We start from the raw sequence: 25,558 nt of genomic DNA, 5'->3' as shown, positions 1-25,558 counted from the left end.
TTCCACAAGGGCAAGCTGCTCGAACGACCCCGCGAGATCACCCCCGCATCCTCACCCGACCCGGCCGACACCACCCGAACGGAGGTCGCCTGAAACAGACCGAACCACAGGTTTTGACAATTCCTCCCGATCCCGAGCACGCAGCCCGACTCACCGAACATGCCGAAACCATCGCCCACACCATCACCGACCCCGGCCACCAAGTCGACACGCTCGCGAAAATCAGCACGGTAGTAGCTGGCACCGATCCCGAACACGCCGCCCGTCTCACCGAACGCGCCGAAACCATCGCCCACACCATCACCGACCGGGACCGACTTTCCGGTTCGCTCGCCAACATTTCTGTGGTGGTGGCCCGAACCGATCCCGAACGCGCCGAAACCATCGCCCATAGAATCGCCGACAGTTACTTACAGACCGAAGCGCTCACCGAAATCGCCCTTGCGGTGACCCGGAGTGATCCCGAACGCGCGGCCCGACTCACCGAACACATCGAAGCCATCGCCCACACCATCACCGACCCGGACTCTCGGGCCATCGCGCTCGTCAGAATCATTGATGTGGCGGCCGCCATCGATCCCGGGCGTGCGGCCCGTCTCACTGAACGCGCCGAAGCCATCGCCCACACAATCACCAACCTGTACGCGCAGGCCATCGCACTCGCCACAGTCGCCCGGGTGGTGGCCCACACCGATCCCGAACGCGCCGAAACCATCGCCTGCACCGCTGACCCTTACCTACAGGCCAACGCACTCGCCGCAATCGCCCAGGTGGTGGCCCACACCGATCCCGAACGCGCCGAAACCATCGCGCACACCATCACCGACCCGTCTTGGCAAGGTGCCGCACTCATCAGGATCATCGAGGTAGTAGCTGGCACCGATCCTGAACGCGCTGCTCGGCTCACCGAACGCGCCGAAACCATCGCCCACACCATCACCAGCCCGCACGAGCAGGCCAACGCACTCGTCAGAATCGCCCGAGTGGTGGCCCAGACCGATCCCGAACGCGCCGAAACCATCGCCTGCACCATCATGGAACCGCCCGAGCAGGCCGCCGCGCTCACCACGATCGCTGAGGTCGTTGGCAGTGCCGAAGAACGGGCCGTGGCATTTGCGGTCAACTCAGAGAGTTCGGGGGTGCGGACCAACAGGCAAGCGCACTCGGGACTACGTGAACGCAGGAGATGGAGCAAACACTTGCTGGCGCGCGCATGGTCAATCTCCAGGTGGGAGATCCCGGTATCGGCTTTGCCCATCATCGACATGTCTACCCTGCATGCTCTTGTGCTCGATCTAATTGACGAGAAGAAATATCCGCAGCATACGAGGTAATTCTGATGGATAGCCCGACATTACGGTGGGGCGACGCTGACACAGCAGCACTGCCCAGATACACGAATTTTTCCTCCACCGATCGCATCGCTCGACAACATGCCTGCTAGTAAGGCACACACCAAATTAGCTGCAAGTCAGATACAGGCCAACGCTCATATTGCCCGACAGGATTTCGAGGAAATGATCGACCAAGCCGTCAACGCAGTCCGGCTGGGGAAAGTTCATCGCCAAGACACCGCCGCCGGGGACGGAACACTCTCCAACTACCGCAAAGCCCCTACCCAAACGCTGCACAAGATTCCCGGTAGCTGATCCACTCCACGGCACAGGATGATCCGTTCTCCTGGTGGAGGGTCAGAGCGCGCAGGGTGCGTTCCGGAGGTGACATGTCCTTCGACAACATCGATTTGCGCTAGGTTGGCTTCTAACAGGTTGAGCGCGGACCGCACCTATGACCATCCGGTCCAGGTGCGGAAACAGAACCCTCAACATCCCACGATCGCAACACCGGCGATGAACCAACCTCTGCACCTCAATAGATCTCAAGCTGTGTCAATCACGAAGTGCCTGCCAGAGTCAGTATTCAGCCAGACGCGACAACATGTGGTTGATATTCTCCGTTATGTTCTTGAGCCGCAATGGTGTTGGAGGGGTGCGATGGTAGAACAGATCGACGTAGACAATGCCAAGCTCAACGTAGGCAACGCCAAGGAGGGCATCGGCAGGACCGTCGACGGTATCGGCAAGGCGGCGCGAACCGCTTCATCGCAGTTCGCCGGGCAGGTCGGCAACATCAAGGACGCTGCCAGGGGCAGGGTCGAGAAGCTGACTACGAAGGGGCCGGACCCCTACGAGATGGCCGTAGCGGAATACAACGGTGTCTTCACGGCGATGGCCGACAGGGGCCTGTCTCTGTTGCGTCAGCGCGAACGTTCGACGGACCTGATCGAGCTGGTCGAGCAGTTGGTGAACAGCATCGCCAACACCCCGAAATCATTCGATACCGACTTCGACGAGATCGAGGTACATCGGAAACGGTTCTGGAACGCGGAGGATTTCGCTCAGAAAGAGCTGGAAGCGGCGCGGTTGTCGGCTGCCGGCGCCGGCGCCGGGTTCGCGGCGGGCACCGCGGTAGCGGGCCTGGCGCCGTCGGCGGCGATGTGGGTCGCCACCACCTTCGGGACAGCGTCGACCGGCACCGCGATCTCGACCCTTTCCGGGGCGGCAGCCAGCCAGGCAGCACTGGCGTGGCTCGGTGGCGGCGCGCTGGCCGCCGGTGGCGGCGGCACTGCGGCAGGCACCACATTGCTCGCGCTTGCCGGCCCGATCGGCTGGACCATCGCGGGCGCAACCCTACTCGCGTCGATCGCCCTGTTCGCGAAGAAGAGGTTCGAGAATCGAGAGGCGAAGCACGAAGCGCTGACTGCGATAAAGCACAACACCGCCCTCGTCGAAGGCATGGATGCTCGGCTCGACGACCTCCTCCAGCGGACGACCTCGCTGCGCGAAGGGCTGGTACAGAGTTACGGCGAAGCCTTGGTGCACTTCCGCGCCGATTTCCACGCGCTCGCCCCTGCCGAGCGGTCGACACTCGCTACGTTGGTGAACAACACGAAGTCGTGCGCGAGCATGCTGAGCATGCGCATCGAACAGGATGCCGAGAGTGAGTGACGCTGCCGAGTTCGTCACGGGCACCCAGGAGCAGGCAGTTGCTTCCTGGGTGAGCTATCTCAACCAGCTCCGCATAGACAACCTTCTGAGCGCGCTCAGCCAGCAGGACGAGCACCTTCGCGACGCGCTCACCAGCGTCGATGAAGCCATCCGGAAGATCGACCTCGAGGTGGTCGCCGCCAACCGCGGCGGACAGCATGGCATGCACGGCTTCATCGCCGAGATCGCCGAGGTCGGGATTGGCAACGCCCGAAAGCAGATCCTCGGCCACGAGGCCGTCTACCAGTGGGTCAACGACAACGGACCCGTCGACCTGATGCGCGGAAGTGTCGAGATCCAGCAGAAATTCGTCGCAGCGGGTGGCCGCTTCTCACTGGGCGCGATCACCGAGCACCTCCAGAAGTATCCCGAATACGTGCGCAACGGTGGGAAATACCAGATCCCCCGTGATCACTTCGAGGTGATCCAGCGGCTACATGCCTTGTCACCCGAGGAAGCGAGCAAGCTACTGTCACGCAGCGGCGACGGACCTTCCCTCAGAGACTGGCAGCGGGTCCAGACGTTCTTCCAAACCAGATCGGTCGGCTTCGAATCGCTCGAGCCCTCGACGCTCGAGTACAACGAAGTGCAGCGCGATGTCTACACCTCGACCATGGCGGCCGAAAAGGGCTCGCTCCACGCCACGGACCGGTCCCTGCGCCACGATGCCTACCAGCGCAGCCGCCCGACGCTGCAAGAAGGAAACACGGCCGCACTCACCGCCGCCGCGACCGCGGGCGCGACCGCGTTCGTACTGGCCGTGATCGCCAAGCGTCGGGAAGGCAAGAGGCTCAGTGAGTTCAGCGAGCGCGACTGGCTCGACCTCGCAGGCGAGACCGGCTCAGGTTTCGGCAAGGGCGGCGTCCGAGGACTGAGCATCTACGCGCTCACAAATTTCACCGCGACCTCCGCAGCCGTCGCCAGCTCGATCGTCACCACATCCTTCAGCATCGCAGAACAAGCGAACAAGCTGCGCCGGGGCCAGATCGATGAACTCGCGTTCATCGAGAACTCCGAGCTCATCGCCTTGCAGGCCGCAGTACGCGCGCTGGGCGCTTGCGTCGGCCAGGCGACCATCCCCATCCCCGTCCTCGGCGCCGTCATCGGCACCACGGTCGGCGCTGTGATGTACAAGGCCGCCGCATCGTCGTTGACGAAGCGAGAGGCGGCGCTGATCGAGCGTTACCTCGACGAGCAGCACACGCTCGACGAGCAACTCGCCGCGGAATACCAGGCCATACTGGAAAAGCTGGACCAGAGCATGTCGGACTACCTCGGGCTGCTCGAACGAGCCTTCTCGCCTGACGTGCAGGTCGCGCTCGTCGGATCGGTCGAGCTAGCGGTGGAACTCGGCGTGGCTTCGGACGAGATCCTGGATTCCGATGAAAAGGTCGACGCCTACTTCCTCGATTAGCGACAGGGGAGGCCCCAGCCGACGCGGCAACCTATCCCTCAACTTGCGTCTGCGCCCAGTCCCGGCCGGGGTGACGTCGTGTCCGGAGTCGAATGGCACCGGGCACGACGGTGATTCACTGCACGCCAGCAGGTCCTCGCACCCGGCAGCCATTGCCCCAGGAATGGTAACGAACGAAGTGTGCACGTCACGAACGTTCTACTTCTGTCGACAAGTGAGGGCCGAGGTCGTGAACTTGACTCAGCGTCCTGCCGATGATTGGTCGTAAGGCGGTGCCCGGCGGAATTCTCCCAATCTGTTGATCAGAAATGCGATTAGATTGTGGGGACTCGGCGGCGTTGTGGAAGTAGAATTTGGAGGGTGACATATCGACCGTGGATGCTGACATGATCTCCGAGAGACAACCAATCTTCGATTTGGTCGAACGTACCGATCCCTCGCCCTGTCGCCACGGAGAGCCGAGCTTCACTTTCCTCAATCGGGTATCAGGCGCGTACTGGGGTCACCCGCGGCACCTCATGCAGGACTGGGCGGACCATATCGGTGATGACGTGGAGTACTCGGACCTGCGGAACCGACTCCGCTCGGGCCAGGATGACCAGTTTAGAAGCGGGTTCCTGGAGCTTTACCTGCACGAATGCCTGATACGGGCCGGGTATCACGTGACTGTTCATCCAGACTTGCCTGGCACGACCCGACATCCCGATTTCTACGCTGAGCGTGATGGTTCTGGGTTCTACGTGGAAGCAATCTCACCTAGTAGTAGCCCAGCGGCAAAGGCAGCGGCTAACCGAAGGGCGGTGCTGCTGGATATAGTCAATCAGGCCGAGAGCCCCAACTTCTTCCTGCATCTGGTTGATCTCCGAGAGGGCCCGAACCCGCCGCGGGCGAGCAGGCTACGCAGTCAGTTGGAACGTTGGCTTGAGGGTCTGAATCCGGATGATATTGACCTTGAGCGCTCACGGAAATGGCGTTGGGAGGATAACGGTTGGGCTGCAACATTCAGGGTTATTCCAAAGAGTCCTGGAGCGCGGGCGAACGGCTCTCCCGGACGAGCTATCGGCATCTACCCAGCGGAGGTTTCTCGCGTAGACGATGTCGGCACGATTCAGGCAGCACTTGCTGAGAAACACCACGCCTACCGTGGCTTGGATGCCGGGTTCGTCATCGCGGTTGGCGTCTACATCTTTGACTCTGATCGATGGCATAGCACGAATGCACTGTACGGACATGAGGCGATGTTGTTAACCGAGACCCCTGAGAATGATATTATTATCGATCGCTGCATCAGGGAGCCCGACGGTTATTTCGGGGCTGGACCCGACTGGCGAAATCACAACGTTTCCGCAGTCCTTCTGGTGAACCAGCTGATGCCCTGGCAGATAAATGAGGCCGAAGCTACACTTTGGCGCCATCCGGCACCACGCCACCCTCTCCCGGCTGATCATGGGCTTCCATGGGTCACAATCGAATTCGACAGGATGGAGTTGACGGAGAAGGCGGCACCCATTACATCCGCGAGTCTACTTAACCTCTCCGAACCTTGGCCACCCGGAGAACCTTGGTGAGACTGGCTTGCTCCTCTGTCAAGCCGTGGAGGCGAGATGGTCCGCAGAGGATCACGATCCCTCAGACGGCATATCCACGTTGACGAACCTGTACGGCATCGGACCCCCGTGCGGCAAGGCTTCTCGCCGACACCGGCGACGTCGGCCGGTTCGTCAACCGAGACCGATTCGCCTCCTGGAACGGCACCGCGCCCCTGGACGCCTCCGCCGGAGACCAGAATCGGCATCGGCTCTCCCGCGCGGGGAACCGCAAGATCAACCGGGTCCTTGCACATCACGGCCGTGGCCCAGCTACGCAACCCAGCGCCGGGCGCACCTAGCGGGTAATCGAGAACAGCAACGGCACGACTCTGTTTGCAGGGATCGACGAGTGCTGCATGCGACAATCTCTTGCCCAACGAGCGCGGATCGCTCGCTGTCGCTGTCGGACGCCCCGCCGACCGCTACACCCTCATCTGTGATGAGCCTCTTTACTGCACCGATTGATTCGGAATACTTGCAGATACATGCGCTGAGCATGGTCTTTAGCAAGAGGTATAGCGACTACCTATAAGTCCAGTTGACCGGCGTGTGCAGATTGCAGTGTACGACGGCTGGTAGCGGTGCGTTCTATGTAGCTATTCATCTGCAGCTCGAGCCGGGGCCCCATTGACGGGTATCATCCGTACATGACATCTGAGCTCGAAGATGGTTTTGCACCCTTTGCGAACTATATGATCAACTACCGATCGATTAGTCGGTTTACTCAACTGACTGGTTTGTCGTATGCATTGATGTGGGGACTTCTTGAGCAGAATCCTGAAGCCACCCTCCCCCCGATTAATATCGTGGGCGATACGCATCCGGAGATGTCCATGGGTGGGGCCGATCAAGTCATCAAGGAAGTTGTTGAAAAATTCCGCTGGGTCAGCCTTGAGTGGTATTCCAAGAATGAAGGAGTGCCACTCACAACGGTGGCCGACATGGCTGAAAGCGGGGCACTGGGTCACATTAAAGTAAATCCTAACTCCGGTGAGTCAATGATTATTTGGCCGCCCGAATACCAGAAAGACCCAGCCGCTGGCGATCTACCTGTCGATCGGAAGAGATTTGAGATAAGAGTCGAGCGAACTGTTTCTTACAGTCAGAAGATGAACCTTGACGACCCAAATTTCCAATCAAATCTGCTTCGCGCAGCCCACACCGTAGGACCCAGTGAAGAATCATATGATCACGCTCGGCGAGCAGTGCATCAGAGCGGAATAATTCTTCAGTGGACTGCATTCGAGGCATTCCTCCGAGATACCGTTGCTGACACCTTGAGGCGCTTTCCCGAAAAGCTTGCAGACAGCAAGAAAGAGTTAGGATACAACGATCTAATAAGCTTGTCCGGCGGGTTCGCATCGATCGATTCATTGAAGGAAGCATTGATTGAAAGGGAGATAGATTCACTACGGGCTGGCGGCATGTCTGTCCATGGTCTAATCAACTACCTGAAGAAAGAGTATCGCTTTCACCATGACCCATATAAGGTTAGTTACACTTACAGGGGAATTAAAATGCCAGCATCGTTCAATGATCTCACTAAAGTCAGAGAAATGAGAAATTCACTTGTTCACGAAGGGGCTGCCGAGAATTGGGATCCTGACGATCTTGATTTTAGTGCAGCTTACGAAAAGAGTCGTCTATTGATGTCATCAATCGCTTTTCGTCTGGCGTATTCTATACATTGGAAGAAATACTCGTCGGATTGCTGAATCATGCTTTTCCGACCGCGCCTTGACTGCCTTAGGTTAACCTCAATACCAGTGACCTATTTGATCAGGCGATGCCACATATCCAGCGACTGCCTCGACGTCCCATATCGAGCGCGACCTCGGTGATCGGTTCGCCACCCAGCACCTCGCACACTGACACCTAGTCGCCAAGCCTCTGGTTCAGCACCCTCGCGTCACCACCGAAAACCGCCTGCAAACTGAGGGCGTTACATGCCATTGCGATCGAGTGTCATCGACTCCAGGCCTCCCCCCAGGATCCAATGAACTACCCCGAACTGGCCGATCCGTACATGGCGTTGGGCCAGGGGGATGTCGACGTCCTGGTCTTCCAGTACCGACTCTGTGCGCTGATCTGGCTGCACAGGACCACAAGCGCAGCGATCGACACAGAACTCGCGCGACTTGCGGAGATGGAGGAGACCGGGTCGCATCGGGTACCGGGATGGCAGGGCGAATTGGACCTGGTGCTCAGCGAAGTCCAAGGCATACTCAATGGCGAGGCCGCACCCGTGGGCGCGGGCACCATCATTGCATCGTGTTGCAGCGCACTCGAATCGCTGCTGACCGACATGCTCCCCACCGGCTCACGACGCGGACTCCGTCCGAAGGCTCAAGCTGTGGCCAACCTCCTGGCAGACCGGGAGGAGGCGGACGCGATCGTCGAGCACGACGACTGGCTCGCGAAACAACGCAACTCGTTCGCCCACCGACTGACCGACGAAGGCGGCCACTGGGACGACGACCCGAACAGCCAGCGGTACGACTTCGACGACGACACCGTTGAGGAGACCTTCGAACGATGCGGAGAAATCGCCACGCTCCTCGACAAACGATACGAGGAAATCACCCGTTGGCGTGAAGCGAGGCCATAGCGCCGATAGCCCCGCCGATCACACGCGCCGCCACCTGAGGCAGGGCTGGCCGGGAGCATAATGGCCTGCCGTGCGCAGTTTCCCGCGATTGACGGCCGTGTTCGGAGTCCCGGTTCATGCTCTCACTGCTGAGCGGATCGCCGACGCGATCGCCGCGCAGGTTCCCGAGGCCGAGGATCTCGACGGAAATCTGAGCTCTACAGTGACAAGGCGAGGGGCGGCAAGAGCTCGCCAAAGACGTATCAGCACTTGCCAATGCGAGCGGCGGAATCCTGGTGCTCGGCGTCGCGGAGCAGGACTCGGCCGCCCATGCTTCGAAACCGGTAGCGTTGAGCGCGGACGAGACCGAACGCATGCAGAAGATCTGCCACTACGGGATCCGTCCGTTCCTTCCCGGAGTTCATATAAAACAGGTTCCGCTCAGCACTGGCGCGACCACGGGCTACTACGTCATCGAAGTTCCCCGCAGCCCAGATGCGCCACATGCGGTGGCCCGAGGCGGAGACGGCACCATTCTGAGCTGGCCCCTGCGGGATGGCCAGACGACCCGCTACCTGCGCGAACCGGAAATCGCGTGTCGTTACCGTGACCGGTTCACCTCACAGACCGAGCGGGCCGCCGCACTCGATGCCGTTCAGCACGAAGGCGTTGCCCGTACCGCTGCTCGCCCTGTGTGGCTGATGCTCTCGCTGTATCCGAGCGCCCCTGGAACGCAACGCCGCGTCGGTTCACCGACCATCAGGCAGACTGCAACGGAAGTCCAGGAATGGGCGAAGGCCACCCAACCGCTGCCCGGGGCGAAATTGTTCGACCACACGACCGGCTACCCCGCGGTACGTCGGACAGTAGTGACCAGACCCGGCGGCCTCGGTTTCCATTTGAGCAGCCTGGACCGCGCCTTTGCGGAGCTGCATTTCAACGGTGCAGGATTAGCCGCTGTGCCGTGTCCATACCCGATCCAGCGCGGTGGAACGGGGTGGCCCGGGACGATCGCGCAAGACCTCTTCGAGGTGTATCTGCTGGCCTTGGTGCTCTTGCTCTCTGGGCATTCCGCCGCATCCGGGGCTGGTGGGGACTGTGAGTTTCAGGCGCAGATCCGGCTCCGTCCCAGTGATCACGGGCAGCCGGACAGGATGGAGGCAGCGGGTGTAATGGTACCTACGAGGGGTTTCGAGGGTGGCCCAATCGACGAATACGAGCCGGTGGCCGACTCGATCACGGTGATGTCCGTGCTCGCTTCGATGCGCGCGACAGCAAACCTCGACGAGCTGATCGAATCCAAGAGCGTGGCCGTGCAGACCGCTCACAGTCTGGCGATAGACATCCTCGGCCAGTTCGCAATTGCCGATACCTGCGTACTGCGAGCCGATGGCGGGATCCAGCCATATGGCATCTACTACGACCGAGCCGCTGATCTCGCTGCGTGGGCCGCCGGGAATGGCGTGGCCGCCCACTGAGGCCGAGGCAGGCCGACCCGATTCCTGCGCGACTCAAGGGCACGCGTGCGAACGACAGACAGGCCGAGACATGCTCGCATTGATCTCCGGGGGGAGAACGATTAGCCGACGGCTGCCTGGAATCTGTCGTATACCCGCCGGGGCACCGCAGAGTTGGTGCCGACTGCCCAACTCGACCTACCAGCGCCATTCTTAGACGGGATACGTACCTACAACGACCAGGCGTTTTTCAGTTGCCCATGTTTTGCGTGTCCTGCCGAGGGCACATCGAACATGGGAACGCCAGCGGTGCTGGGTGGGTGCGATTCGTTGTGTGCGCTCCGCTTCCGCTCGGCTGGTTCGGCAGTGAACGCGTCACCGCCGAACTCGGCGCCTTTCGTGCGCGGCTTATTCGGCTGAGCCGACTTCACGGCTGCTTATCGAATGGCCGTGCCGCCTCCGCCGGACAGGCTGCTGATCGCGCAGACCAGCGCTACGAACGGGTCGGTGATACCACCACAGCTCCCTGCGACCGACACGGCCGGTCCGGGCGCCTGCGGTTCGAGCGGCAACGGCGCCGCGGCGGCCGCCCCAGCACCGGTCAGGGTTGCGGCACCGATCAGGGCGGCGGCAAATCCACGTACTGCGAACATTCGAACTCCTCGGGTATCGGGTAGACGGCCGAACCTAATCGGCAAGCCCTCACCACGCATGACCCGAAATGTGTTGTCCTCGAATCGGTGGTGCAAAACTCAGTGATTGGTCGAAGCCAGGTCGCGGCAGCCTCGAGATCCGATTTCCTCGAATAGCCCTGTCGAATCTGTCGATTGGCATGGTAATCAGCTTCGATCATCAACCGCCCCCTCTCTCCACTGCCCCGACCCGGCGGCGGAGCAGGCAGAATTCGTTCCCTTCCGGGTCGGCCAGTACATGCCAGGTTGCGGCGGTATGGCCGATGTCGACCTTCCGCGCACCCGCGGCGAGCAGCCGTGCCAGTTCCGCGTCCTGATCGCGGTCGGTGGGGTTCACGTCGAAGTGCAGCGGCAGTTTCCCGCGCTTCGGCTCGGCGCTGCGAGCGAACACCAGTGTCGGCTGCGGCCCGCCGAAGCCGGTTGCGGGTGGGCCGATCTCCAGGTGGTCGTCGCCCTCCCAGCCGAGTTCGACGTAGCCGAGGACTTCGCACCAGAACTCCGCCAGCCGTTGTGGGTCGGCACAGTCGATGACCAGTTCGGTGATCCTGCAAGACATACGCGCGACACGAGGCGTGCGAGACTGTTCCGAACAGCGGTTTCCTTTGTCGGCCCGGTGAAGCGGTCATGAGGGTTGGAGCTGTGTCGGCGACCTCGTTGATCTGGACACCCAACTCGGCATGAGCAGGTGCCTGTGGCGCAGCCGCTCTCGCCACGCCGAACGCGCGCCCAGCGGCAGGAGCGGACGTCCGGTCCGGCGACCCGGATGTGTCGGCCGATAACTGGTCGGCCGCCTCGGTCCTCGGTAGGCATCCCAATATCACACTGCGGTCCGATTCCATGTCATACCAAAGGGTTACGTGAAACGAGAATCCGGCCGATAGCTTCGGGGCATCGAAAATCGCGCCTCGCTCCGACGTCGACCGGCCGGCATCGTCGACGGATGGAGGTGGCGTCTCCGACTCAGCTCTCAGGAAGATCTATGACGACACCTGCCTCGGTCCCCGAGTCATCTCCACGGTCACCGCAGCGCGGCGCCGACGGTGATTACGCCCGTCTGTTGCGCCGGATCTCCGACGCGGGGCTGATGAACCGGCGTCCCGGCTACTACGCCGTCCGGCTCGGCCTCGTCGGGGTCGCGTTCGCAGCCGGCTGGGCGGCGTTCGTCCTCATCGGCGATTCGTGGTGGACGCTGCTGGTCGCGGCGTTCATGGCCGTGACGTTCGCTCAAATCGCACTCGTCATGCATGACGTCGCGCACCGCCAGGTCTTCCGGCTACGGCAGCCGACGGAGCTCATGGGACGACTCGTCGGCAACGCCGGCATCGGCCTGGGCTACGGCTGGTGGCAGGACAAGCACACCCGACATCACGCCAACCCGAACCACGAGGAACTCGACCCCGATGTCGCGCCCGACATTCTGGTCTGGTCACAACAGCAGGCACGGTCCAGCCGCGGTATGGCTCGTCTGATCGGGAGGGCGCAGGCGTTCCTGTTCTTCCCCCTCCTGTTGCTGGAGGGCCTGAACCTCCATGTGGCCGGCGTACGTGCGCTCAGAAATCGATCGGTCAAACACCGCGGATTGGAGGGCACACTGCTGTTCGGCCACTTCGCCACCTACCTGGCCGCACTGTTCGCGGTCCTGCCCGCCGACAAAGCCTTCGCGTTCCTCGCTGTCCACCAGGGCCTCTTCGGCCTGTACATGGGCTGCATCTTCGCCCCGAACCACAAGGGCATGCCAACCTTGACCGGCGATGAACGCCCCGACTACCTCCGTCGCCAGGTGCTGACCTCCCGCAACGTGCGGGGTGGCGCGCTGACCGACTTCGCCCTCGGCGGGCTCAACTATCAGATCGAGCATCATTTGTTCCCAAGCATGCCGACGCCGAACCTGCGTCACGCCCAGGTGATCGTCCGCGATTACTGCATCGAAATCGGCGTGCCCTACCACGAAACCGGGCTGATCGCCTCGTACCGCGAGGCGCTGAGACACCTGCACCACGTCGGCGCTCCTCTGCGCACTCCCGATCGACACCCGGATGCCGGAGTGCCACAACGCAACCGTTGAACAGATACTCCCAATTGTTCCCGCGCCCTTCGGCGTCAAGAGCGCCGATGGCGTCCCTGCGGGATGGGCTTCGCCCACTCTTGACTCGGAGCCTCTACGCGAGCGGGCAGGCCTTATGGGGCAGGCGCAGCCAGCCCGCCGTTTGGCGCAACCCACACCCAGCAGGGCCACAGGCAAAGTGTGGGTATCGGCATGAGTCGTTCTTCTACCGTTTCCTTTTGGCATTCAGTTTCGACGCTCCAGACACAGCGAGAGCCCCGGAAGGCGTGCCCTCCAAGGCTCTCGTAATCGGTCCTCCGTGATCTACGCCCGGTTGAACTCCCCATCGGCTACACCGGCGGTGAACGCATCCCATTCCCCAGGGGTGAACACCAGCGCCGGACCGGCCGGATTCTTGGAGTCCCGCACGCCGACCATGCCCTCGGCCAGATGCGCCACCTCTACACAATCGTTGCCCCCGCCGCTGTGGCTGCTCTTGAACCACTTCGCTCCGGACAGGTCAACGTTCACCTTGGTACTCCTTCGCTACCCGCCGCAGCAGGTGTGTGCTCTCTGCCGGAGACAACGCTACCCGTTGCAGCGTCTGGAACGTGTCCCGATATTGGGTAACCGCCTCAGCCCTGTCGTAGTACATGTTGCCCCGATACCCTTCCACGTACACCGTGGGCGGCTCGCCTGTCGCGCGGTCGAAGTCCAGCACGGTGAACGGTCCGCAGGCAACTCCGAGCGGGAAGCCGACCGAGAAGGGCAACACCCGGATGGTCACGTTCTCGGGCAGGTTCGCGAGATGGCGCAATGCCCCTGCCATGACGTCCGGGTCGCCCACGATTCGGCGGAGAGCGTTCTCATCGAGCAGCACGTCGACCTCGACCGGATTGCGCCGCCGGGTGATGATCCGCTGTCGGTTCAGCCGGACGCGCACGCGCTGGTCGAGGTCGTCCGGTGAGGCGTCCGGAAAGTAGAGAGTATCCAATGCCCTCGCGTAGGCAGGGGTTTGGAACAGGCCGGAGATGATGTCGGGTCGATAGACGGTCAATTTCGATGCCGATGCCTCCAGGCTGACGTACAACTCGAAGTCGGCCCGGATCGCGTCGCCGTACTCGTGCCACCACAGTCCTTGCTCGCCGTCCCCGCTCGCGGCCACCTTTGCCAGCTCGAGCAGCCCAGGCAGCTGGTCTATCCGGTCGTAGATCTGACACAGCGCCTGGATGTCCAGTAGCCGGATGCGGTTCGCCTCGCCCTTCTCCAGTCGTTGCAGGGTGCCCGCGCCGCGTTCGATCAGCCGGGCGGCGTCCTGGATCGACAGTCCCGCTTCGAGTCTCATGTCCCGGAGACGTCGGCCGAGCTGGCGGCGCGGAATCGTGGTCGGGATCTTCCCCATTCGTCCCCCTTGTCGTGGGTGGCACCTGACGGATTCACGGATGGTCTCTCGCGTGGTACTGGATGCCATTGTGCCCACAGCACGGACGGGTTGCTGGCGAAACGGATGAATTCCAATGGACCGTCCAAATCGACCATCCACCTAGATGTTTCGGCGGTCTACTGGTGCCGCACCCGGAACCGGGAAAGCCCGGTGGCAGCTGCCCTGTGCCATTGGGACATCCGGCACGGTCGAGGAGCGACTGTTGCTGGGTGGTGCGGTCCAGACCTCGGTTCCGGGTGCTCACCAATGGGAAGGCGGGTGCGCGAACGATGAGTGACGAACTGCCGCGTCGAGTGGCCCGTGTCGACTTCGGCAAGGGTCCGCGCGACCCCGCTGTCACGTACACAGCACCAGCGGATGTGATCGCGCGATTCGTTGTGGCGCTGAAGGCGTGGAATCCCGAGTACACGGTCGAGGTCGAGCCGGTCGATGATCCCGAGGGTAACGTGCCACCCCTGCCGTACTGGCAGCTCTGGGCGTGGGACTGAATCAAGCACAGCCATGGGTCGCGGTGACCCAGAACGCGTCATTACTTCGGACGCGGCCGACCACACGGAGCTAGGCGAACGGGGATATGTTGCTGGTATGCCGCCCAACCAGCTCGTTATCGCCGCGGTCGACGTCGGCAAACTCGCGAATGTCGGATGGTGGCGAATAGCGGAGGTCGAAGCGAGTGGCGGTCGCGACTTGGATGACCTCGTGACCTCGCTCGCGGCCGACCTCAACGAAGGGCGCCCGGTCGCCCTCGGTTTCGAAGCGCCGCTGTTCATCCCCAACCCTTCCTCCACGGGTGGGCTCGGGCGGCAACGAGAAGGCGAGGCAGGACGCCCGTGGTGCGCGGGGGCCGGAACCATCACACTGGCGTTCGGCGTCCAACAGGCGTCGTACGTGGCACACCGGATCGCGGGGACGCTGCACCGCCCGATCCGGGCCGGAGTCGACGCGGAAAGCCTGCTCGACGGCTCGCTCGATCTGCTGATCTGGGAAGCGTTCGTGTCCGCCGGTTCCAAGGATCGCGCCGCCGCCGATCCGCACATCTCGGATGCGAGAGCGGCGGCAGAGGAGTTCCAGCGCCGCGCCGCTACGGGCCATGTCCGGTCGGACATCGCGGCTACCCAGGTTCTCAATCTCGTCGCAGCGGCACTGCTCGCTTCCGGGCTGGCGACCGATACCTCCCTGCTGACCAGTCCGTGCGTGGTGGTCAAGTCGCCTCGACTCTGATCGTGGCAGGTCGATCTCAGGTAGGTGCCGCCGAGAATCCGCACAGTCGAACAAGAAGGCGTTGCCACTTGTCGGGCGGTGCGTACCGGGTCGTGCAGTCATCGACCGTTCTTCCGCCGGCGTGGGAAATACATTGGCGCGCAAGGGGCTAGTGTCTGCTGTATGCGGTGGGCAGTGCTGGTCGGCGTGGCGATGGTGTTGAGTGCGTGTTCGCACAGCACGACGGGAAAACCGCAGCCGGTCGCGGGTTCGCCGGAAACCGGCCCGTCGGCGTCCCGGGATAGCGAGTTGCAGGACCGGATCAATTGGGTCCGCCAAGGTTCCGCAATTGATCTCGGCCCTTACCATTCGGCGAGTCTCGATGGCGGCCAGGTGACCGACTTGCAGGCGGATATCGCTTTCGTCAGCCCGACCCGCAAGATCAGCTGCATTACCGGAACCGCGTTCGGCATGGATGGGTTCGATTGCATGGTCGAACTGAAACAACCGGCGCCCGCGCCCAGCGAGGGGTATGGACAGTGGTTCGGCGGGTACGTCACCTACTCCGCGCAGCGCATGACCGTCGGCCAATTCCGGGGCGATCCAGGGCTTTTCATCCACGGCCAGGGACAGACCCTGCCCTACGACAGCACCTTCACCTTCGGCGACTACACCTGCCGCCTCGCGACGACCGGCCTCACCTGCGTCAATCCCACCGCACGCAGCGGTATACAGATGAGCGACGAGGGCGTTGTCCCGTTCGGCTGCCTACGCGAACTCCCTGAAGCAGAGCGCGAACCCGCTGTGGGTCGCGCCTACGGCTGCTGAATCACCGCCCACACCGCACCCGAAAACGCGAACGGCGCCGCTCCCGAAGGAGCGGCGCCGTTTTCAGCGATTCAGCGAATCACTTGATGATCTTCGTGACGCGACCGGCGCCGACGGTGCGGCCACCCTCGCGGATCGCGAAGCGCAGACCCTCGTCCATGGCGACCGGCTGGATCAGCTTGACGGACATCTCGGTGTTGTCACCGGGCATGACCATCTCGGTGCCCTCGGGCAGGGTCACAACGCCCGTCACGTCAGTCGTACGGAAGTAGAACTGCGGACGGTAGTTGTTGAAGAACGGGGTGTGGCGGCCGCCCTCGTCCTTCGACAGGATGTACGCCTGGCCCTCGAACTCGGTGTGCGGGGTGGTGGTGCCCGGCTTCACGACGACCTGGCCGCGCTCCACGTCCTCACGCTTCAGACCACGAACCAGCAGACCGACGTTGTCGCCCGCCTGGCCCTGGTCCAGCAGCTTGCGGAACATCTCGACACCGGTGACGGTGGTCTTGGTGGTCTTCTCGCGGATGCCGACGATCTCGACTTCCTCGTTCACGTTGATCACGCCACGCTCGACGCGACCGGTGACGACGGTGCCACGACCGGTGATGGTGAACACGTCCTCGATCGGCATCAGGAACGGCTTGTCGGTCTCACGAACCGGGTCCGGGATGGACTCGTCGACCGCCGCCATCAGCTCCAGCACCGACTCCGACCACTTCGGGTCGCCCTCGAGCGCCTTCAGACCGGAGACCCGCACGACCGGCGCGTCCTCGTCGAACTCCTGCGAGGCCAGCAGCTCGCGGACCTCCATCTCGACGAGCTCGAGGATCTCCTCGTCGTCGACCATGTCGGCCTTGTTCAGCGCGACCAGGATGTAGGGCACGCCGACCTGACGGGCGAGCAGCACGTGCTCACGAGTCTGCGGCATCGGGCCGTCGGTCGCCGCGACCACGAGGATGGCGCCGTCCATCTGCGCCGCACCGGTGATCATGTTCTTGATGTAGTCGGCGTGACCCGGCGCGTCGACGTGCGCGTAGTGGCGCTTCTCCGTCTGGTACTCGACGTGGGAGATGTTGATCGTGATACCACGAGCCTTCTCCTCCGGCGCCTTGTCGATCTGATCGAACGCGAAGCTCTCGTTCAGATCCGGGTACTTGTCAGCCAGCACCTTGGTGATCGCTGCGGTCAGCGTGGTCTTGCCGTGGTCGACGTGACCGATGGTGCCGATGTTGACGTGCGGCTTCGTCCGCTCGAACTTCGCCTTCGCCACTTCTTTGTCCTCCTGGACTTGTTGGTGCGTGCAGTTGCAGCAGTGCGGTTATTGATAGGGGTCGTGCTGACGCCCGGCTGTCGGGGCAAGTGTGACACCTGCCCCGACGGTGTCACTCGCCGGTCGCCTTGGCGATGATCTCCTTCGACACGTTGGCCGGAACCTCCGCGTACGAGTCGAACACCATGGAGTAGTTCGCCCGGCCCTGGGTCTTCGACCGCAGGTCACCGATGTAACCGAACATCTCCGAGAGCGGAACCAGCGCCTTGACGACACGGGCACCACTGCGTTCCTCCATGGCCTGGATCTGGCCACGGCGGGAGTTCAGGTCGCCGATCACGTCGCCCATGTAGTCCTCGGGCGTGGTGACCTCGACCGCCATCAATGGCTCGAGGATCACCGGACCGGCCTTGCGAGCCGCTTCCTTGAGCGCCTGCGCGCCGGCGATCTTGAACGCCATTTCCGATGAGTCGACGTCGTGGTAGGCGCCGTCGAGCAGCGTGACCTTCATGTTCACCAGCGGGTAGCCAGCGAGCACACCGTACTGCATGGCGTCCTGGGCACCGGCGTCCACCGAAGGGATGTACTCCTTCGGCACACGGCCACCGGTGACCTTGTTCTCGAACTCGTAGGTCGCGCCATCCTCGCCGACGAACGGCTCGAGGGCAATGATGACCTTCGCGAACTGGCCGGAACCACCGGTCTGCTTCTTGTGGGTGTACTCGAGCTTCTCTACCCGCTTGGTGATCGTCTCGCGGTAGGCCACCTGAGGCTTGCCGACGTTCGCCTCGACCTTGAACTCACGCTTCATGCGGTCGACCAAGATGTCGAGGTGCAGCTCGCCCATACCGCCGATGACGGTCTGGCCGGTCTCCTGGTCGAGCTTGACCGAGAAGGTCGGGTCCTCTTCGGAGAGACGCTGGATCGCGGTGCCCAGCTTCTCCTGGTCGGACTTCGTCTTCGGCTCGATGGAGACCTCGATGACCGGGTCCGGGAAGGTCATCGACTCCAGCACGATCTGGTTCTGCGGATCACACAGGGTGTCGCCGGTGGTGGTGTCCTTCAGGCCGATGACCGCGTAGATGTGACCAGCCGAGGCGGCGCCGACCGGGTTCTCCTTGTTGGAGTGCATCTGGAACAGCTTGCCCAGGCGCTCCTTCTTGCCCTTGGTCGAGTTGACGACCTGGGCGCCGGAGTCGACCTTGCCGGAGTACACGCGGACGTAGGTCAGCTTGCCGAAGAACGGGTGCACGGCGATCTTGAACGCCAGGGCGGCGAACGGCTCGTCGGCGTTCGGCTTACGGGTCAGCAGCTGGTCTTCCTTGCCAGGCACGTGGCCGGTGGTGGCCTCCACGTCCAGCGGCGAGGGCAGGTAGTCGATGACCGCGTCCAGCATGGGCTGCACGCCCTTGTTCTTGAACGCCGAGCCGCACAGCACCGGGTAGAGCTCGGAGGTCACCGTCAGCTTGCGGATGGCGCCCTTGATCTCGTCGATGGTCAGCTCTTCGCCGCCGAAGAACTTCTCCAGCAGCGCCTCGTCGGACTCGGCGACGGTCTCCAGCAGCTCCTGGCGGTACTGCTCGGCCCGCTCCTTCAGGTCCTCGGGGATCTCGACGACCTCGTACTGCTCACCGAGCTTGGTCTCGCCCCGCCAGACCTTGGCGTTGTTCTCGACCAGGTCGACGATGCCCTCGAAGGTGTCCTCCGCGCCGATCGGCAGCTGGATGACCAGCGGCTTGGCGCCGAGGCGGTCCTTGATGGTCTGCACGGTGAAGTAGAAGTCCGCACCGAGCTTGTCCATCTTGTTGACGAAGCAGATCCGCGGCACGTCGTACTTGTCGGCCTGACGCCACACCTGCTCGGACTGCGGCTCGACGCCTTCCTTGCCGTCGAACACCGCGACGGCGCCGTCGAGCACGCGCAGCGACCGCTCCACCTCCACGGTGAAGTCGACGTGCCCGGGGGTGTCGATGATGTTGATCTGGTTTTCTTTCCAGAAGCATGTGGTCGCAGCGGAGGTGATGGTGATACCACGCTCCTGCTCCTGCTCCATCCAGTCCATCGTGGCAGCGCCGTCGTGGACCTCACCGATCTTGTAGGTGATGCCGGTGTAGAAGAGGATGCGTTCAGTTGTGGTCGTCTTGCCCGCATCGATGTGGGCCATGATGCCGATGTTGCGGACCTTGTTCAGGTCGGTGAGCACGTCCTGTGCCACGGAAATCTTCCCCGCTCGTAGCTAGTTGGGATTATCGGGGACGACCCTGTGGTCGCCTCTATATCAACGCCGGACGCGGCCGGTGGGTGCCGCGTTCCGGCTGTGCCTCCCGACCCAGACGACGGGCCGGGCAGACGTCACCAGCGGTAGTGCGCGAAGGCCCGGTTGGACTCGGCCATCTTGTGGGTGTCCTCGCGGCGCTTGACCGAGGCGCCGAGACCGTTGCTGGCGTCGAGCAATTCGTTGGCCAGACGCTCGACCATGGTCTTCTCCCGGCGCGCGCGGGAGAAGTTGACCAGCCAGCGCAGGGCCAGGGTGTTGGCGCGGCCCGGACGGACCTCGACCGGAACCTGGTAGGTGGCGCCACCGACGCGGCGGGGCTTCACCTCCAGCGACGGCTTCACGTTGTCCAGCGCGCGCTTGAGGGTGACCACCGGGTCGGTGCCGGTCTTCTCGCGCGCCTGCTCCAGCGCGCCGTAGACGATGCGCTCGGCGGTGGACTTCTTGCCGTCCAGCAGGATCTTGTTGACCAGCTGCGTAACCAGCGGCGAACCGTAGACCGGATCGTTGATCAGCGGACGCTTGGGTGCGGGGCCCTTGCGTGGCATATCAGCTCTTCTCCTTCTTGGCGCCGTAGCGGCTGCGGGCCTGCTTGCGGTTCTTCACGCCCTGGGTGTCGAGCGAGCCGCGGATGATCTTGTAGCGAACACCGGGGAGGTCCTTCACACGACCGCCGCGGACGAGCACCATGGAGTGCTCCTGCAGGTTGTGGCCCTCGCCCGGGATGTAGGCCGTGACCTCGACCGCGCTGGTCAGGCGAACACGCGCGACCTTGCGCAGCGCGGAGTTCGGCTTCTTCGGGGTCGTGGTGTACACGCGGGTGCACACGCCACGACGCTGCGGGCTCCCCTTCAGGGCCGCGGTCTTCGTCTTGGCGACCTTGTCGCGGCGACCCTTGCGGACCAGCTGGTTGATGGTTGGCATAGACCGGCTTTCCTTATTAGTTAACGCGGTGTCTGGACTTCATGTCTGTTGTCGTTCGCGGCGCTCCCGGGGCCGTCGGCGGCACATTGCCGTCTCGGGCCCGACGTTCACTCCGCTGTCATCGAGCTTTCACTCGCACGTCCGGCCACGTTTCTCGCGTCCCGAGGTCGGGCGTGTCGCACGCGGTGCGGAGCCCGGATTCCGGGCACGCTGGAGTCGTCAGCCGCTCTCGCTGGCCTACGGTCACGCACGAACTTGCCCGCATGCTTCCGGGCACAGCGGTCCACGATACCCGCGGCCGGGACACAGGGTCAAAGCGGGGTCGCGATGACCGTGCTCTACCGGGCCAGATTCAAGGTCATCTCCATCAGCTTCTTGGCGGCCTCGCAGGGATCGGGGTGGGCGGAGCCGGGCCGGTAGTTGATCCACCAGCCGATCACGCCGTTGTCCGGCGCACTCGCCGTCACACCGCAGGAGTCGGGATCATTCGGCCGCCGGATCAGCAGCGCGAGAGCGCTCTGGACGGTGACATTGGTGGTGACGTAGCCGAGCTTGTTGTTCGTCTGCTTCTCGTTGCTCAGCGTGCCGTTCTCGTACCAGTTGAGCGTGGCCATGCCGTTGCCGCCGGGCGCGCCGACCAGATCCCACATGCACACCGCGCCGAAGAACGAATCCTCGACCGAGATGTTCTCGCCGATCGCCTTGCCGATCTCCTCCTTGGAGAGGATCTCGCATTCCCGCAGCAGTTTGTCGAGCCTGGTGTTGACCGGCTCACTGCCGCCGACCGGCCGCGCCGACCCCGAGATCGTCTGGCTACAGCCGCCGGCGGCCAACGCGACGACTACGGCAGCGGCGGCGGCCGCACCACGACGGCGCAGACCTCGTCTGGAATGCACGCCCTTCCCCCTCACTGCAACCGCTTCAAGGTCAGCTCCGCGAGGGCGCGGCTGCGGTCGCACGGGTTGCCGGATGCGTTGGAGAAGAACCCGAAGGACGTCGACCACTCGAAGAAGTCGTCGCCGAGTTGCACCGCGAGATCGCAGATCTGCCCGCTCGGATCCAGCGCGGCGAATCCCTCGCGCCCGCCCACCTTGATCGGATCGGGAGCGCGGCCGTTGACGGTGACCCACGCTCGCTCGCGCTCGATCGGGCTGCCCCGATAGGACGCGAAAGTGATGCTGGCGGAACCGACTCCGGCCGCCCGCCAGTTGCAGCCGACCGCGTTCTTGAACACCCCGGAGATCTGGCCGAGACCACCGAGGTCGCGCACCTCGTCGTCGGTCACATGCCCACATTCCCCGACGAACGGGCCGAGCGCCACCACCTTCGGCGCCGGACGCGACGGACCGGAGTCCTCCGACTGCGCGTCCGAACCACAGGCCGCCAGCGCGAACACCAAGGCTGTCGCGAGGACGACCGCCGACTTGATCCGCATGGGAAGAACTCTACCGATTACGCGACGGGCGTACCGGTCCGACGAACCCGGCCCGGCCGCCGCCGCGATCGTCCGCCGGGATCGGTCACAAATTGCCGCGGGCGGCTTGTTCGCGCTCGATGGCTTCGAACAGCGCCTTGAAATTTCCCTTGCCGAAGCCGAGGGAGCCGTGGCGCTCGATGAGTTCGAAGAAGACGGTGGGCCGGTCGGTGAGCGGTCTGGTGAATATCTGCAACAGATAGCCGTCTTCGTCGCGGTCGACGAGTATGCCGCGACGCTGGAGTTCCTCGACCGGGACCCGGACGCGGCCGATGCGAGCGCGCAATTCGGAGTCTTCGTAGTAGGCGTCCGGTGTCCGGAGGAACTCGACGCCTTCCCGGCGCAATGCGTCGACGCAGGCGAGGATGTCGCCCGTGGCGAGTGCGATGTGCTGCACGCCCGGACCGCGATAGAACTCCAGGTACTCATCGATCTGCGAGCGCTTCTTGCTCACGGCGGGTTCGTTGAGCGGGAACTTCACCCGGTGATTCCCGTTGGCGACGACCTTGCTCATCAGCGCCGAGTACTCGGTGGCGATGTCGTCGCCGACGAACTCGGCCATGTTCGTGAACCCCATGACGCGCCGGTAGAACTCGACCCACTCGTCCATCTGCCCGAGCTCCACGTTGCCCACGACGTGGTCGATCGCCTGGAACAGCCGGGTGGGCGCACCGTCGCGCCGCTGGTACTGCGAGCGCCGGGCGACATAACCGGGCAGGTAAGGCCCGTCGTAGCCGGAACGGTCGACCAGCGTGTGCCTGGTGTCGCCGTACGTCGCCAGCGCGGCCGAGCGGACCGTGCCGAAGTCGTCGGATTCGTCGTGCGGTTCGACCAGGATGGTGGCGCCGTGGGCGCGTGCCCACGCCACGCAGCGGTCCACATCGGGCACCTCCAGCGCGATGTCCACCACGCCGTCGCCGTGCCGATCGTGATGGGCCACCAGCGGACTGTCCGGGTCCACCGCACCGGTGATCACGAAGCGCGCCGCGCCGCTGCGCAAGACGAACGCCTTGTGGTCGCGGTTGCCGGTCTCGGGACCGGAGTACGCCTCCAACCGCATGCCGAAGGCGGATTCCAGGAAATGCGCGGTCTGCGTGGCGTTGCCTACCACCCAGACCAGGGCGTCCCATCCGATGACCGGAAAGGGATCGCCGCTGTCGTCGTGGTCGACCAGCCCGACGAGCGTGCGCAACTCGCCCTCGCTGGGAACGGCGCCGGACCGGGCGTTCGGCAGGTGCTCGATGGTCATGTTCCAAGGAAATCGCCGGGCCCGCCCAGTAGGCAACAGCGCGAATTCGCGCTGCGCAGTGTGGCGAATTCGGCTAGGAAACAGCCCTGAATGCTGGACAATTTGAATAGCACAAGCAGGACAGGCGGCAAGCCTGGCCGGTGCTCGAAACGGAGGCCGTCATGTCGCGCACACCCGCGAAAGTCGACGAACTCGATCTCGCCATCCTCACCGCGATGCACGAGTACCAGAAGGCGGGCATCCTCGAACTCTCCCGCCGCACCAAGGTCGCCAGGGCGACGGTGCAGTCGCGGATCGCGCGCATGGAGGAATCCGGCGTGATCGCCTCCTACGACCCGCACATCGACGTCACCGCGGCGGGATTCGACGTGCAGGCGTTCGTCACGCTGGAGATCGCCCAGGGCGCGCTGGACGCGGTGGCCGCCGAACTCGACGCCATCCCCGGCGTGCTGGAGGCCTATGCCACCACCGGCTCGGGCGACGTGCTGTGCCGGATCGGGGCCGACTCGCACGCCGGGTTGCAAGCCGTGCTGCTGAGCATCGACCGGACGTCGTCGGTGGTGCGCTCGCACAGCGTCATCGTGCTGTCCACCGTGGTGGCGCGCCGGGCGCTACCGCTGCTACGCACGTTGAGTCCCACCGGGACCACCAAGGCGCCCGCCTACCGCCCGCCTCGCGAGCCGTGACCGCGTCTGCCGGCGATCCGCGGCGCCCGCCTTCCGCTGAAAAGTCACCCACGGGCAGCCGCTGCGTCGACAGACGCCATCGAGCTCGTCCCATCAGCTGCCACGCCCCGTGGCCAGGTGGCGATCTCGCGGGAAGTCACTGTGCCCTCGACACGGCTGGCTGATCGATGCCACCGGCGACTCAGTGGTGCGGCCGGGTCGATACCTGGGCCGACGACCGGCAGTGTCGGAGATGGCCACCGAACTCCCGGCCGCTCAGGGACGCAGGTCGGCGTCCGGGTCGAGAATTTCCACGCTCCCCTGTTTGCCCGCCTCGAGGAAGGCGAGCAGATCGTGTGCCTCTACCTCGACGGCCGCGCGCTCGGCCTTCGTCCATGACCGCGTCGGACTGATCCGGAGCCGGGCCGTCCCGGTGTTCGCGAAGACCTTGTACAGCCCCGCGAGGAACCCGTCGACCAGGATCGGAGACACCTGCGCGGCGAAGGCGCGCAGCGGAGGAGCCGCGCCGTCCGGCACGATTCTGGTGCGATCCTGGTGCGAGAGAAGCGCGTTGTCGTACCAACCGAGCAAACGGACCGGGGCGGGAAGGTCCGGGTCGGCCAGTTCGCCGTCGGCGACGTCGTAGAGCGTGCGGCCGCGCTCGTCGGTGTAGGTGCGCACCCGGTCGCCGAGTTGTTCGACCGCGCGCTTCATGCCGAGCAGCTTCGACCAGGTCTGCATGTCCATCGTGCTGGCCGGGCCGAAGGCACGCAGGTAGCGGAAGAGGAGTTCCGCCAGCGGATATGTCGGATCGAGCGGCGCGCCGAGCCACGGCTCCACCCTCGACCAGATCGGCCTGCTGCTGTCCTTCCATTTCCCGCGGGGCGGAGTCTGCAGGACCGGCAGCTGATACAGCCAGGTCTGCAGCACCGCGCCCGCGTCGCGATCGGGGTACAGGTCGGCGGCGCGGGCGCGCAGGTCCGCCGCGGACATCGGTTCGTCGCCGAGTGCCGCCTCGCCATGCCTGCGCACCTCGTCGGGATCCAGACCGACCATGGCGCCGTAATTGAAACCCTTACGGAAGGGAACTTTTTCGAGTTCCGGCTGCACGTGCGGCGCGATCCGCAACGCATCGGCGGGAGTGACCAGGTGAATCGTGCCGCGCATCAGGGTGATCCGGACCAGCGAGCGGTCCTCCAGCGCGTCCGACACCGTTTTCGGATCGAAATCCGCGACGCGGCTCCATAATCCGACGAACGGCGGCGGCGAATCCTGGGCCTGGAGCCCGACGAGATGGTCGCACATCTCGTGCACGGTCAGCCGCGAGCGCTCCAGCAGATGCTGGCGGGCCAGCAGGGTCCGGTTCAGTACCCGGGTGGACAGCTTCATGACTCGTGCG

General features: G+C 63.7%; 24 protein-coding genes and 2 pseudogenes. 13 read left to right on the top strand and 13 right to left on the bottom strand.

The genetic code is table 11. From position 1 onward, the window contains the following. On the bottom strand, positions 1-296 hold a 296-nt coding region (locus IU459_RS34220; RefSeq protein ID WP_195133745.1), incomplete at its 3' end, for a hypothetical protein. A gap of 51 nt (positions 297-347) precedes the next feature. Between IU459_RS34220 and IU459_RS34215 the strand changes: the two genes are divergently transcribed. The 8 genes and pseudogenes from IU459_RS34215 to IU459_RS34180 form a co-directional block, all read left to right on the top strand. Next, positions 348-1,334: a hypothetical protein gene (locus tag IU459_RS34215; protein WP_195133741.1), complete on the top strand. Its 987-nt coding sequence runs from the start codon at positions 348-350 to the stop codon at positions 1,332-1,334. A 552-nt stretch (positions 1,335-1,886) separates the two neighbouring features. Next, positions 1,887-3,008 (top strand): hypothetical protein, encoded by a 1,122-nt coding sequence (locus tag IU459_RS34210; protein WP_324199135.1) that lies wholly within the window; start codon positions 1,887-1,889, stop codon positions 3,006-3,008. Next, positions 3,001-4,461: a hypothetical protein gene (locus IU459_RS34205; protein WP_324199134.1), complete on the top strand. Its 1,461-nt coding sequence runs from the start codon at positions 3,001-3,003 to the stop codon at positions 4,459-4,461. The genes IU459_RS34210 and IU459_RS34205 overlap by 8 nt, the downstream gene beginning before the upstream one ends. Before the next feature lie 386 nt (positions 4,462-4,847). Next, complete coding sequence (locus IU459_RS34200; protein ID WP_195133740.1) at positions 4,848-6,029, top strand: hypothetical protein; 1,182 nt, start codon at positions 4,848-4,850, stop codon at positions 6,027-6,029. A gap of 122 nt (positions 6,030-6,151) precedes the next feature. Continuing rightward, positions 6,152-6,349: pseudogene (locus tag IU459_RS40225) on the top strand (transposase); the annotation flags it as partial. Between the two features lie 348 nt (positions 6,350-6,697). After that, entirely contained in the window at positions 6,698-7,765 is a 1,068-nt protein-coding gene (locus IU459_RS34190; protein ID WP_195133739.1) for a hypothetical protein, read from the top strand. A 281-nt stretch (positions 7,766-8,046) separates the two neighbouring features. After that, complete coding sequence (locus tag IU459_RS34185; protein WP_195133738.1) at positions 8,047-8,658, top strand: hypothetical protein; 612 nt, start codon at positions 8,047-8,049, stop codon at positions 8,656-8,658. 236 nt (positions 8,659-8,894) lie between these two features. Next, positions 8,895-10,115, top strand: a pseudogene (locus IU459_RS34180) (AlbA family DNA-binding domain-containing protein); the annotation flags it as partial. 416 nt (positions 10,116-10,531) lie between these two features. On the opposite strand, the gene IU459_RS34175 reads toward IU459_RS34180, so the two are convergent. Together IU459_RS34175 and IU459_RS34170 are read right to left on the bottom strand one after the other, a co-directional pair. Further along, positions 10,532-10,747: a hypothetical protein gene (locus tag IU459_RS34175; protein ID WP_195133737.1), complete on the bottom strand. Its 216-nt coding sequence runs from the start codon at positions 10,745-10,747 to the stop codon at positions 10,532-10,534. 199 nt (positions 10,748-10,946) lie between these two features. Next, the gene (locus IU459_RS34170; RefSeq protein ID WP_195133736.1) at positions 10,947-11,342 is read right to left on the bottom strand and encodes a VOC family protein; all 396 of its coding nucleotides are present in this window, start codon (positions 11,340-11,342) and stop codon (positions 10,947-10,949) included. Between the two features lie 423 nt (positions 11,343-11,765). On the opposite strand from IU459_RS34170, the gene IU459_RS34165 reads away from it, so the two are divergent. Beyond that, complete coding sequence (locus IU459_RS34165) at positions 11,766-12,851, top strand: fatty acid desaturase family protein (RefSeq protein WP_195133735.1); 1,086 nt, start codon at positions 11,766-11,768, stop codon at positions 12,849-12,851. Between the two features lie 303 nt (positions 12,852-13,154). On the opposite strand, the gene IU459_RS34160 is transcribed toward IU459_RS34165, so the two are convergent. Continuing rightward, a complete protein-coding gene (locus IU459_RS34160) occupies positions 13,155-13,361 on the bottom strand; it encodes a DUF397 domain-containing protein (protein ID WP_195133734.1) in 207 nt (68 codons plus the stop codon). Further along, on the bottom strand, positions 13,351-14,232 hold the full coding sequence (locus tag IU459_RS34155) for a helix-turn-helix domain-containing protein (RefSeq protein ID WP_195133733.1): 882 nt from the start codon (positions 14,230-14,232) through the stop codon (positions 13,351-13,353). The genes IU459_RS34160 and IU459_RS34155 overlap by 11 nt, the downstream gene beginning before the upstream one ends. A gap of 311 nt (positions 14,233-14,543) precedes the next feature. Between IU459_RS34155 and IU459_RS34150 the strand changes: the two genes are divergently transcribed. From IU459_RS34150 to IU459_RS34140, 3 genes are all read left to right on the top strand, one after another. Next, on the top strand, positions 14,544-14,762 hold the full coding sequence (locus IU459_RS34150) for a hypothetical protein (RefSeq protein WP_195133732.1): 219 nt from the start codon (positions 14,544-14,546) through the stop codon (positions 14,760-14,762). Positions 14,763-14,859: 97 nt separating this feature from the next. Further along, positions 14,860-15,495, top strand: a complete 636-nt coding sequence (locus IU459_RS34145) for a hypothetical protein (RefSeq protein ID WP_195133731.1) — start codon at positions 14,860-14,862, stop codon at positions 15,493-15,495. Positions 15,496-15,657: 162 nt separating this feature from the next. After that, the gene (locus tag IU459_RS34140) at positions 15,658-16,302 is read left to right on the top strand and encodes a hypothetical protein (RefSeq protein ID WP_195133730.1); all 645 of its coding nucleotides are present in this window, start codon (positions 15,658-15,660) and stop codon (positions 16,300-16,302) included. 79 nt (positions 16,303-16,381) lie between these two features. Here IU459_RS34140 and tuf read toward each other — a convergent pair whose 3' ends face one another. From tuf to hppD, 7 genes are all read right to left on the bottom strand, one after another. Then, positions 16,382-17,572, bottom strand: coding sequence for an elongation factor Tu (gene tuf / locus IU459_RS34135; protein ID WP_067465738.1), 1,191 nt, complete (start codon positions 17,570-17,572; stop codon positions 16,382-16,384). A 112-nt stretch (positions 17,573-17,684) separates the two neighbouring features. Continuing rightward, a complete protein-coding gene (gene fusA / locus IU459_RS34130; protein WP_195133729.1) occupies positions 17,685-19,787 on the bottom strand; it encodes an elongation factor G in 2,103 nt (700 codons plus the stop codon). A 137-nt stretch (positions 19,788-19,924) separates the two neighbouring features. Further along, positions 19,925-20,395: a 30S ribosomal protein S7 gene (rpsG, locus tag IU459_RS34125; RefSeq protein WP_014353063.1), complete on the bottom strand. Its 471-nt coding sequence runs from the start codon at positions 20,393-20,395 to the stop codon at positions 19,925-19,927. 1 nt (position 20,396) lies between these two features. Continuing rightward, complete coding sequence (gene rpsL, locus IU459_RS34120) at positions 20,397-20,771, bottom strand: 30S ribosomal protein S12 (protein ID WP_014353064.1); 375 nt, start codon at positions 20,769-20,771, stop codon at positions 20,397-20,399. A 338-nt stretch (positions 20,772-21,109) separates the two neighbouring features. Then, the gene (locus tag IU459_RS34115) at positions 21,110-21,667 is read right to left on the bottom strand and encodes a DUF3558 domain-containing protein (RefSeq protein WP_195133728.1); all 558 of its coding nucleotides are present in this window, start codon (positions 21,665-21,667) and stop codon (positions 21,110-21,112) included. A gap of 11 nt (positions 21,668-21,678) precedes the next feature. Continuing rightward, positions 21,679-22,206, bottom strand: coding sequence for a DUF3558 domain-containing protein (locus IU459_RS34110; protein WP_195133727.1), 528 nt, complete (start codon positions 22,204-22,206; stop codon positions 21,679-21,681). A gap of 85 nt (positions 22,207-22,291) precedes the next feature. Beyond that, a complete protein-coding gene (gene hppD, locus IU459_RS34105; RefSeq protein WP_195133726.1) occupies positions 22,292-23,494 on the bottom strand; it encodes a 4-hydroxyphenylpyruvate dioxygenase in 1,203 nt (400 codons plus the stop codon). Between the two features lie 161 nt (positions 23,495-23,655). Here hppD and IU459_RS34100 point away from each other — a divergent pair, with 161 nt between their 5' ends. Continuing rightward, positions 23,656-24,180, top strand: a complete 525-nt coding sequence (locus IU459_RS34100; protein ID WP_195133725.1) for an Lrp/AsnC family transcriptional regulator — start codon at positions 23,656-23,658, stop codon at positions 24,178-24,180. A gap of 255 nt (positions 24,181-24,435) precedes the next feature. Here the strand turns inward: IU459_RS34100 and IU459_RS34095 are convergent, their stop codons facing one another. After that, positions 24,436-25,548 (bottom strand): winged helix DNA-binding domain-containing protein, encoded by a 1,113-nt coding sequence (locus IU459_RS34095; protein ID WP_195133724.1) that lies wholly within the window; start codon positions 25,546-25,548, stop codon positions 24,436-24,438. Between the last annotated feature and the right edge of the window lie 10 nt (positions 25,549-25,558).

The sequence above is a fragment of the Nocardia amamiensis genome (genome assembly GCF_015477605.1).
Classification (GTDB): domain Bacteria; phylum Actinomycetota; class Actinomycetes; order Mycobacteriales; family Mycobacteriaceae; genus Nocardia; species Nocardia amamiensis_A.
Note: the sequence above shows the minus strand (reverse complement) of the source record. Positions and strands in the feature narration are given on the sequence as shown.

Excerpts from the sequence above, each read along its gene's own strand:
- IU459_RS34200 (WP_195133740.1), top strand. The coding sequence starts at position 4,848 with ATGATCTCCGAGAGACAACCAATCTTCGATTTGGTCGAACGTACCGAT.
- IU459_RS34190 (WP_195133739.1), top strand. The coding sequence starts at position 6,698 with ATGACATCTGAGCTCGAAGATGGTTTTGCACCCTTTGCGAACTATATG.
- IU459_RS34185 (WP_195133738.1), top strand. The coding sequence starts at position 8,047 with ATGAACTACCCCGAACTGGCCGATCCGTACATGGCGTTGGGCCAGGGG.
- IU459_RS34175 (WP_195133737.1), bottom strand. The coding sequence starts at position 10,747 with ATGTTCGCAGTACGTGGATTTGCCGCCGCCCTGATCGGTGCCGCAACC.
- IU459_RS34170 (WP_195133736.1), bottom strand. The coding sequence starts at position 11,342 with ATGTCTTGCAGGATCACCGAACTGGTCATCGACTGTGCCGACCCACAA.
- IU459_RS34165 (WP_195133735.1), top strand. The coding sequence starts at position 11,766 with ATGACGACACCTGCCTCGGTCCCCGAGTCATCTCCACGGTCACCGCAG.
- IU459_RS34155 (WP_195133733.1), bottom strand. The coding sequence starts at position 14,232 with ATGGGGAAGATCCCGACCACGATTCCGCGCCGCCAGCTCGGCCGACGT.
- IU459_RS34150 (WP_195133732.1), top strand. The coding sequence starts at position 14,544 with ATGAGTGACGAACTGCCGCGTCGAGTGGCCCGTGTCGACTTCGGCAAG.
- IU459_RS34145 (WP_195133731.1), top strand. The coding sequence starts at position 14,860 with ATGCCGCCCAACCAGCTCGTTATCGCCGCGGTCGACGTCGGCAAACTC.
- IU459_RS34140 (WP_195133730.1), top strand. The coding sequence starts at position 15,658 with ATGCGGTGGGCAGTGCTGGTCGGCGTGGCGATGGTGTTGAGTGCGTGT.
- rpsG (WP_014353063.1), bottom strand. The coding sequence starts at position 20,395 with ATGCCACGCAAGGGCCCCGCACCCAAGCGTCCGCTGATCAACGATCCG.
- rpsL (WP_014353064.1), bottom strand. The coding sequence starts at position 20,771 with ATGCCAACCATCAACCAGCTGGTCCGCAAGGGTCGCCGCGACAAGGTC.
- IU459_RS34110 (WP_195133727.1), bottom strand. The coding sequence starts at position 22,206 with ATGCGGATCAAGTCGGCGGTCGTCCTCGCGACAGCCTTGGTGTTCGCG.
- hppD (WP_195133726.1), bottom strand. The coding sequence starts at position 23,494 with ATGACCATCGAGCACCTGCCGAACGCCCGGTCCGGCGCCGTTCCCAGC.
- IU459_RS34100 (WP_195133725.1), top strand. The coding sequence starts at position 23,656 with ATGTCGCGCACACCCGCGAAAGTCGACGAACTCGATCTCGCCATCCTC.
- IU459_RS34095 (WP_195133724.1), bottom strand. The coding sequence starts at position 25,548 with ATGAAGCTGTCCACCCGGGTACTGAACCGGACCCTGCTGGCCCGCCAG.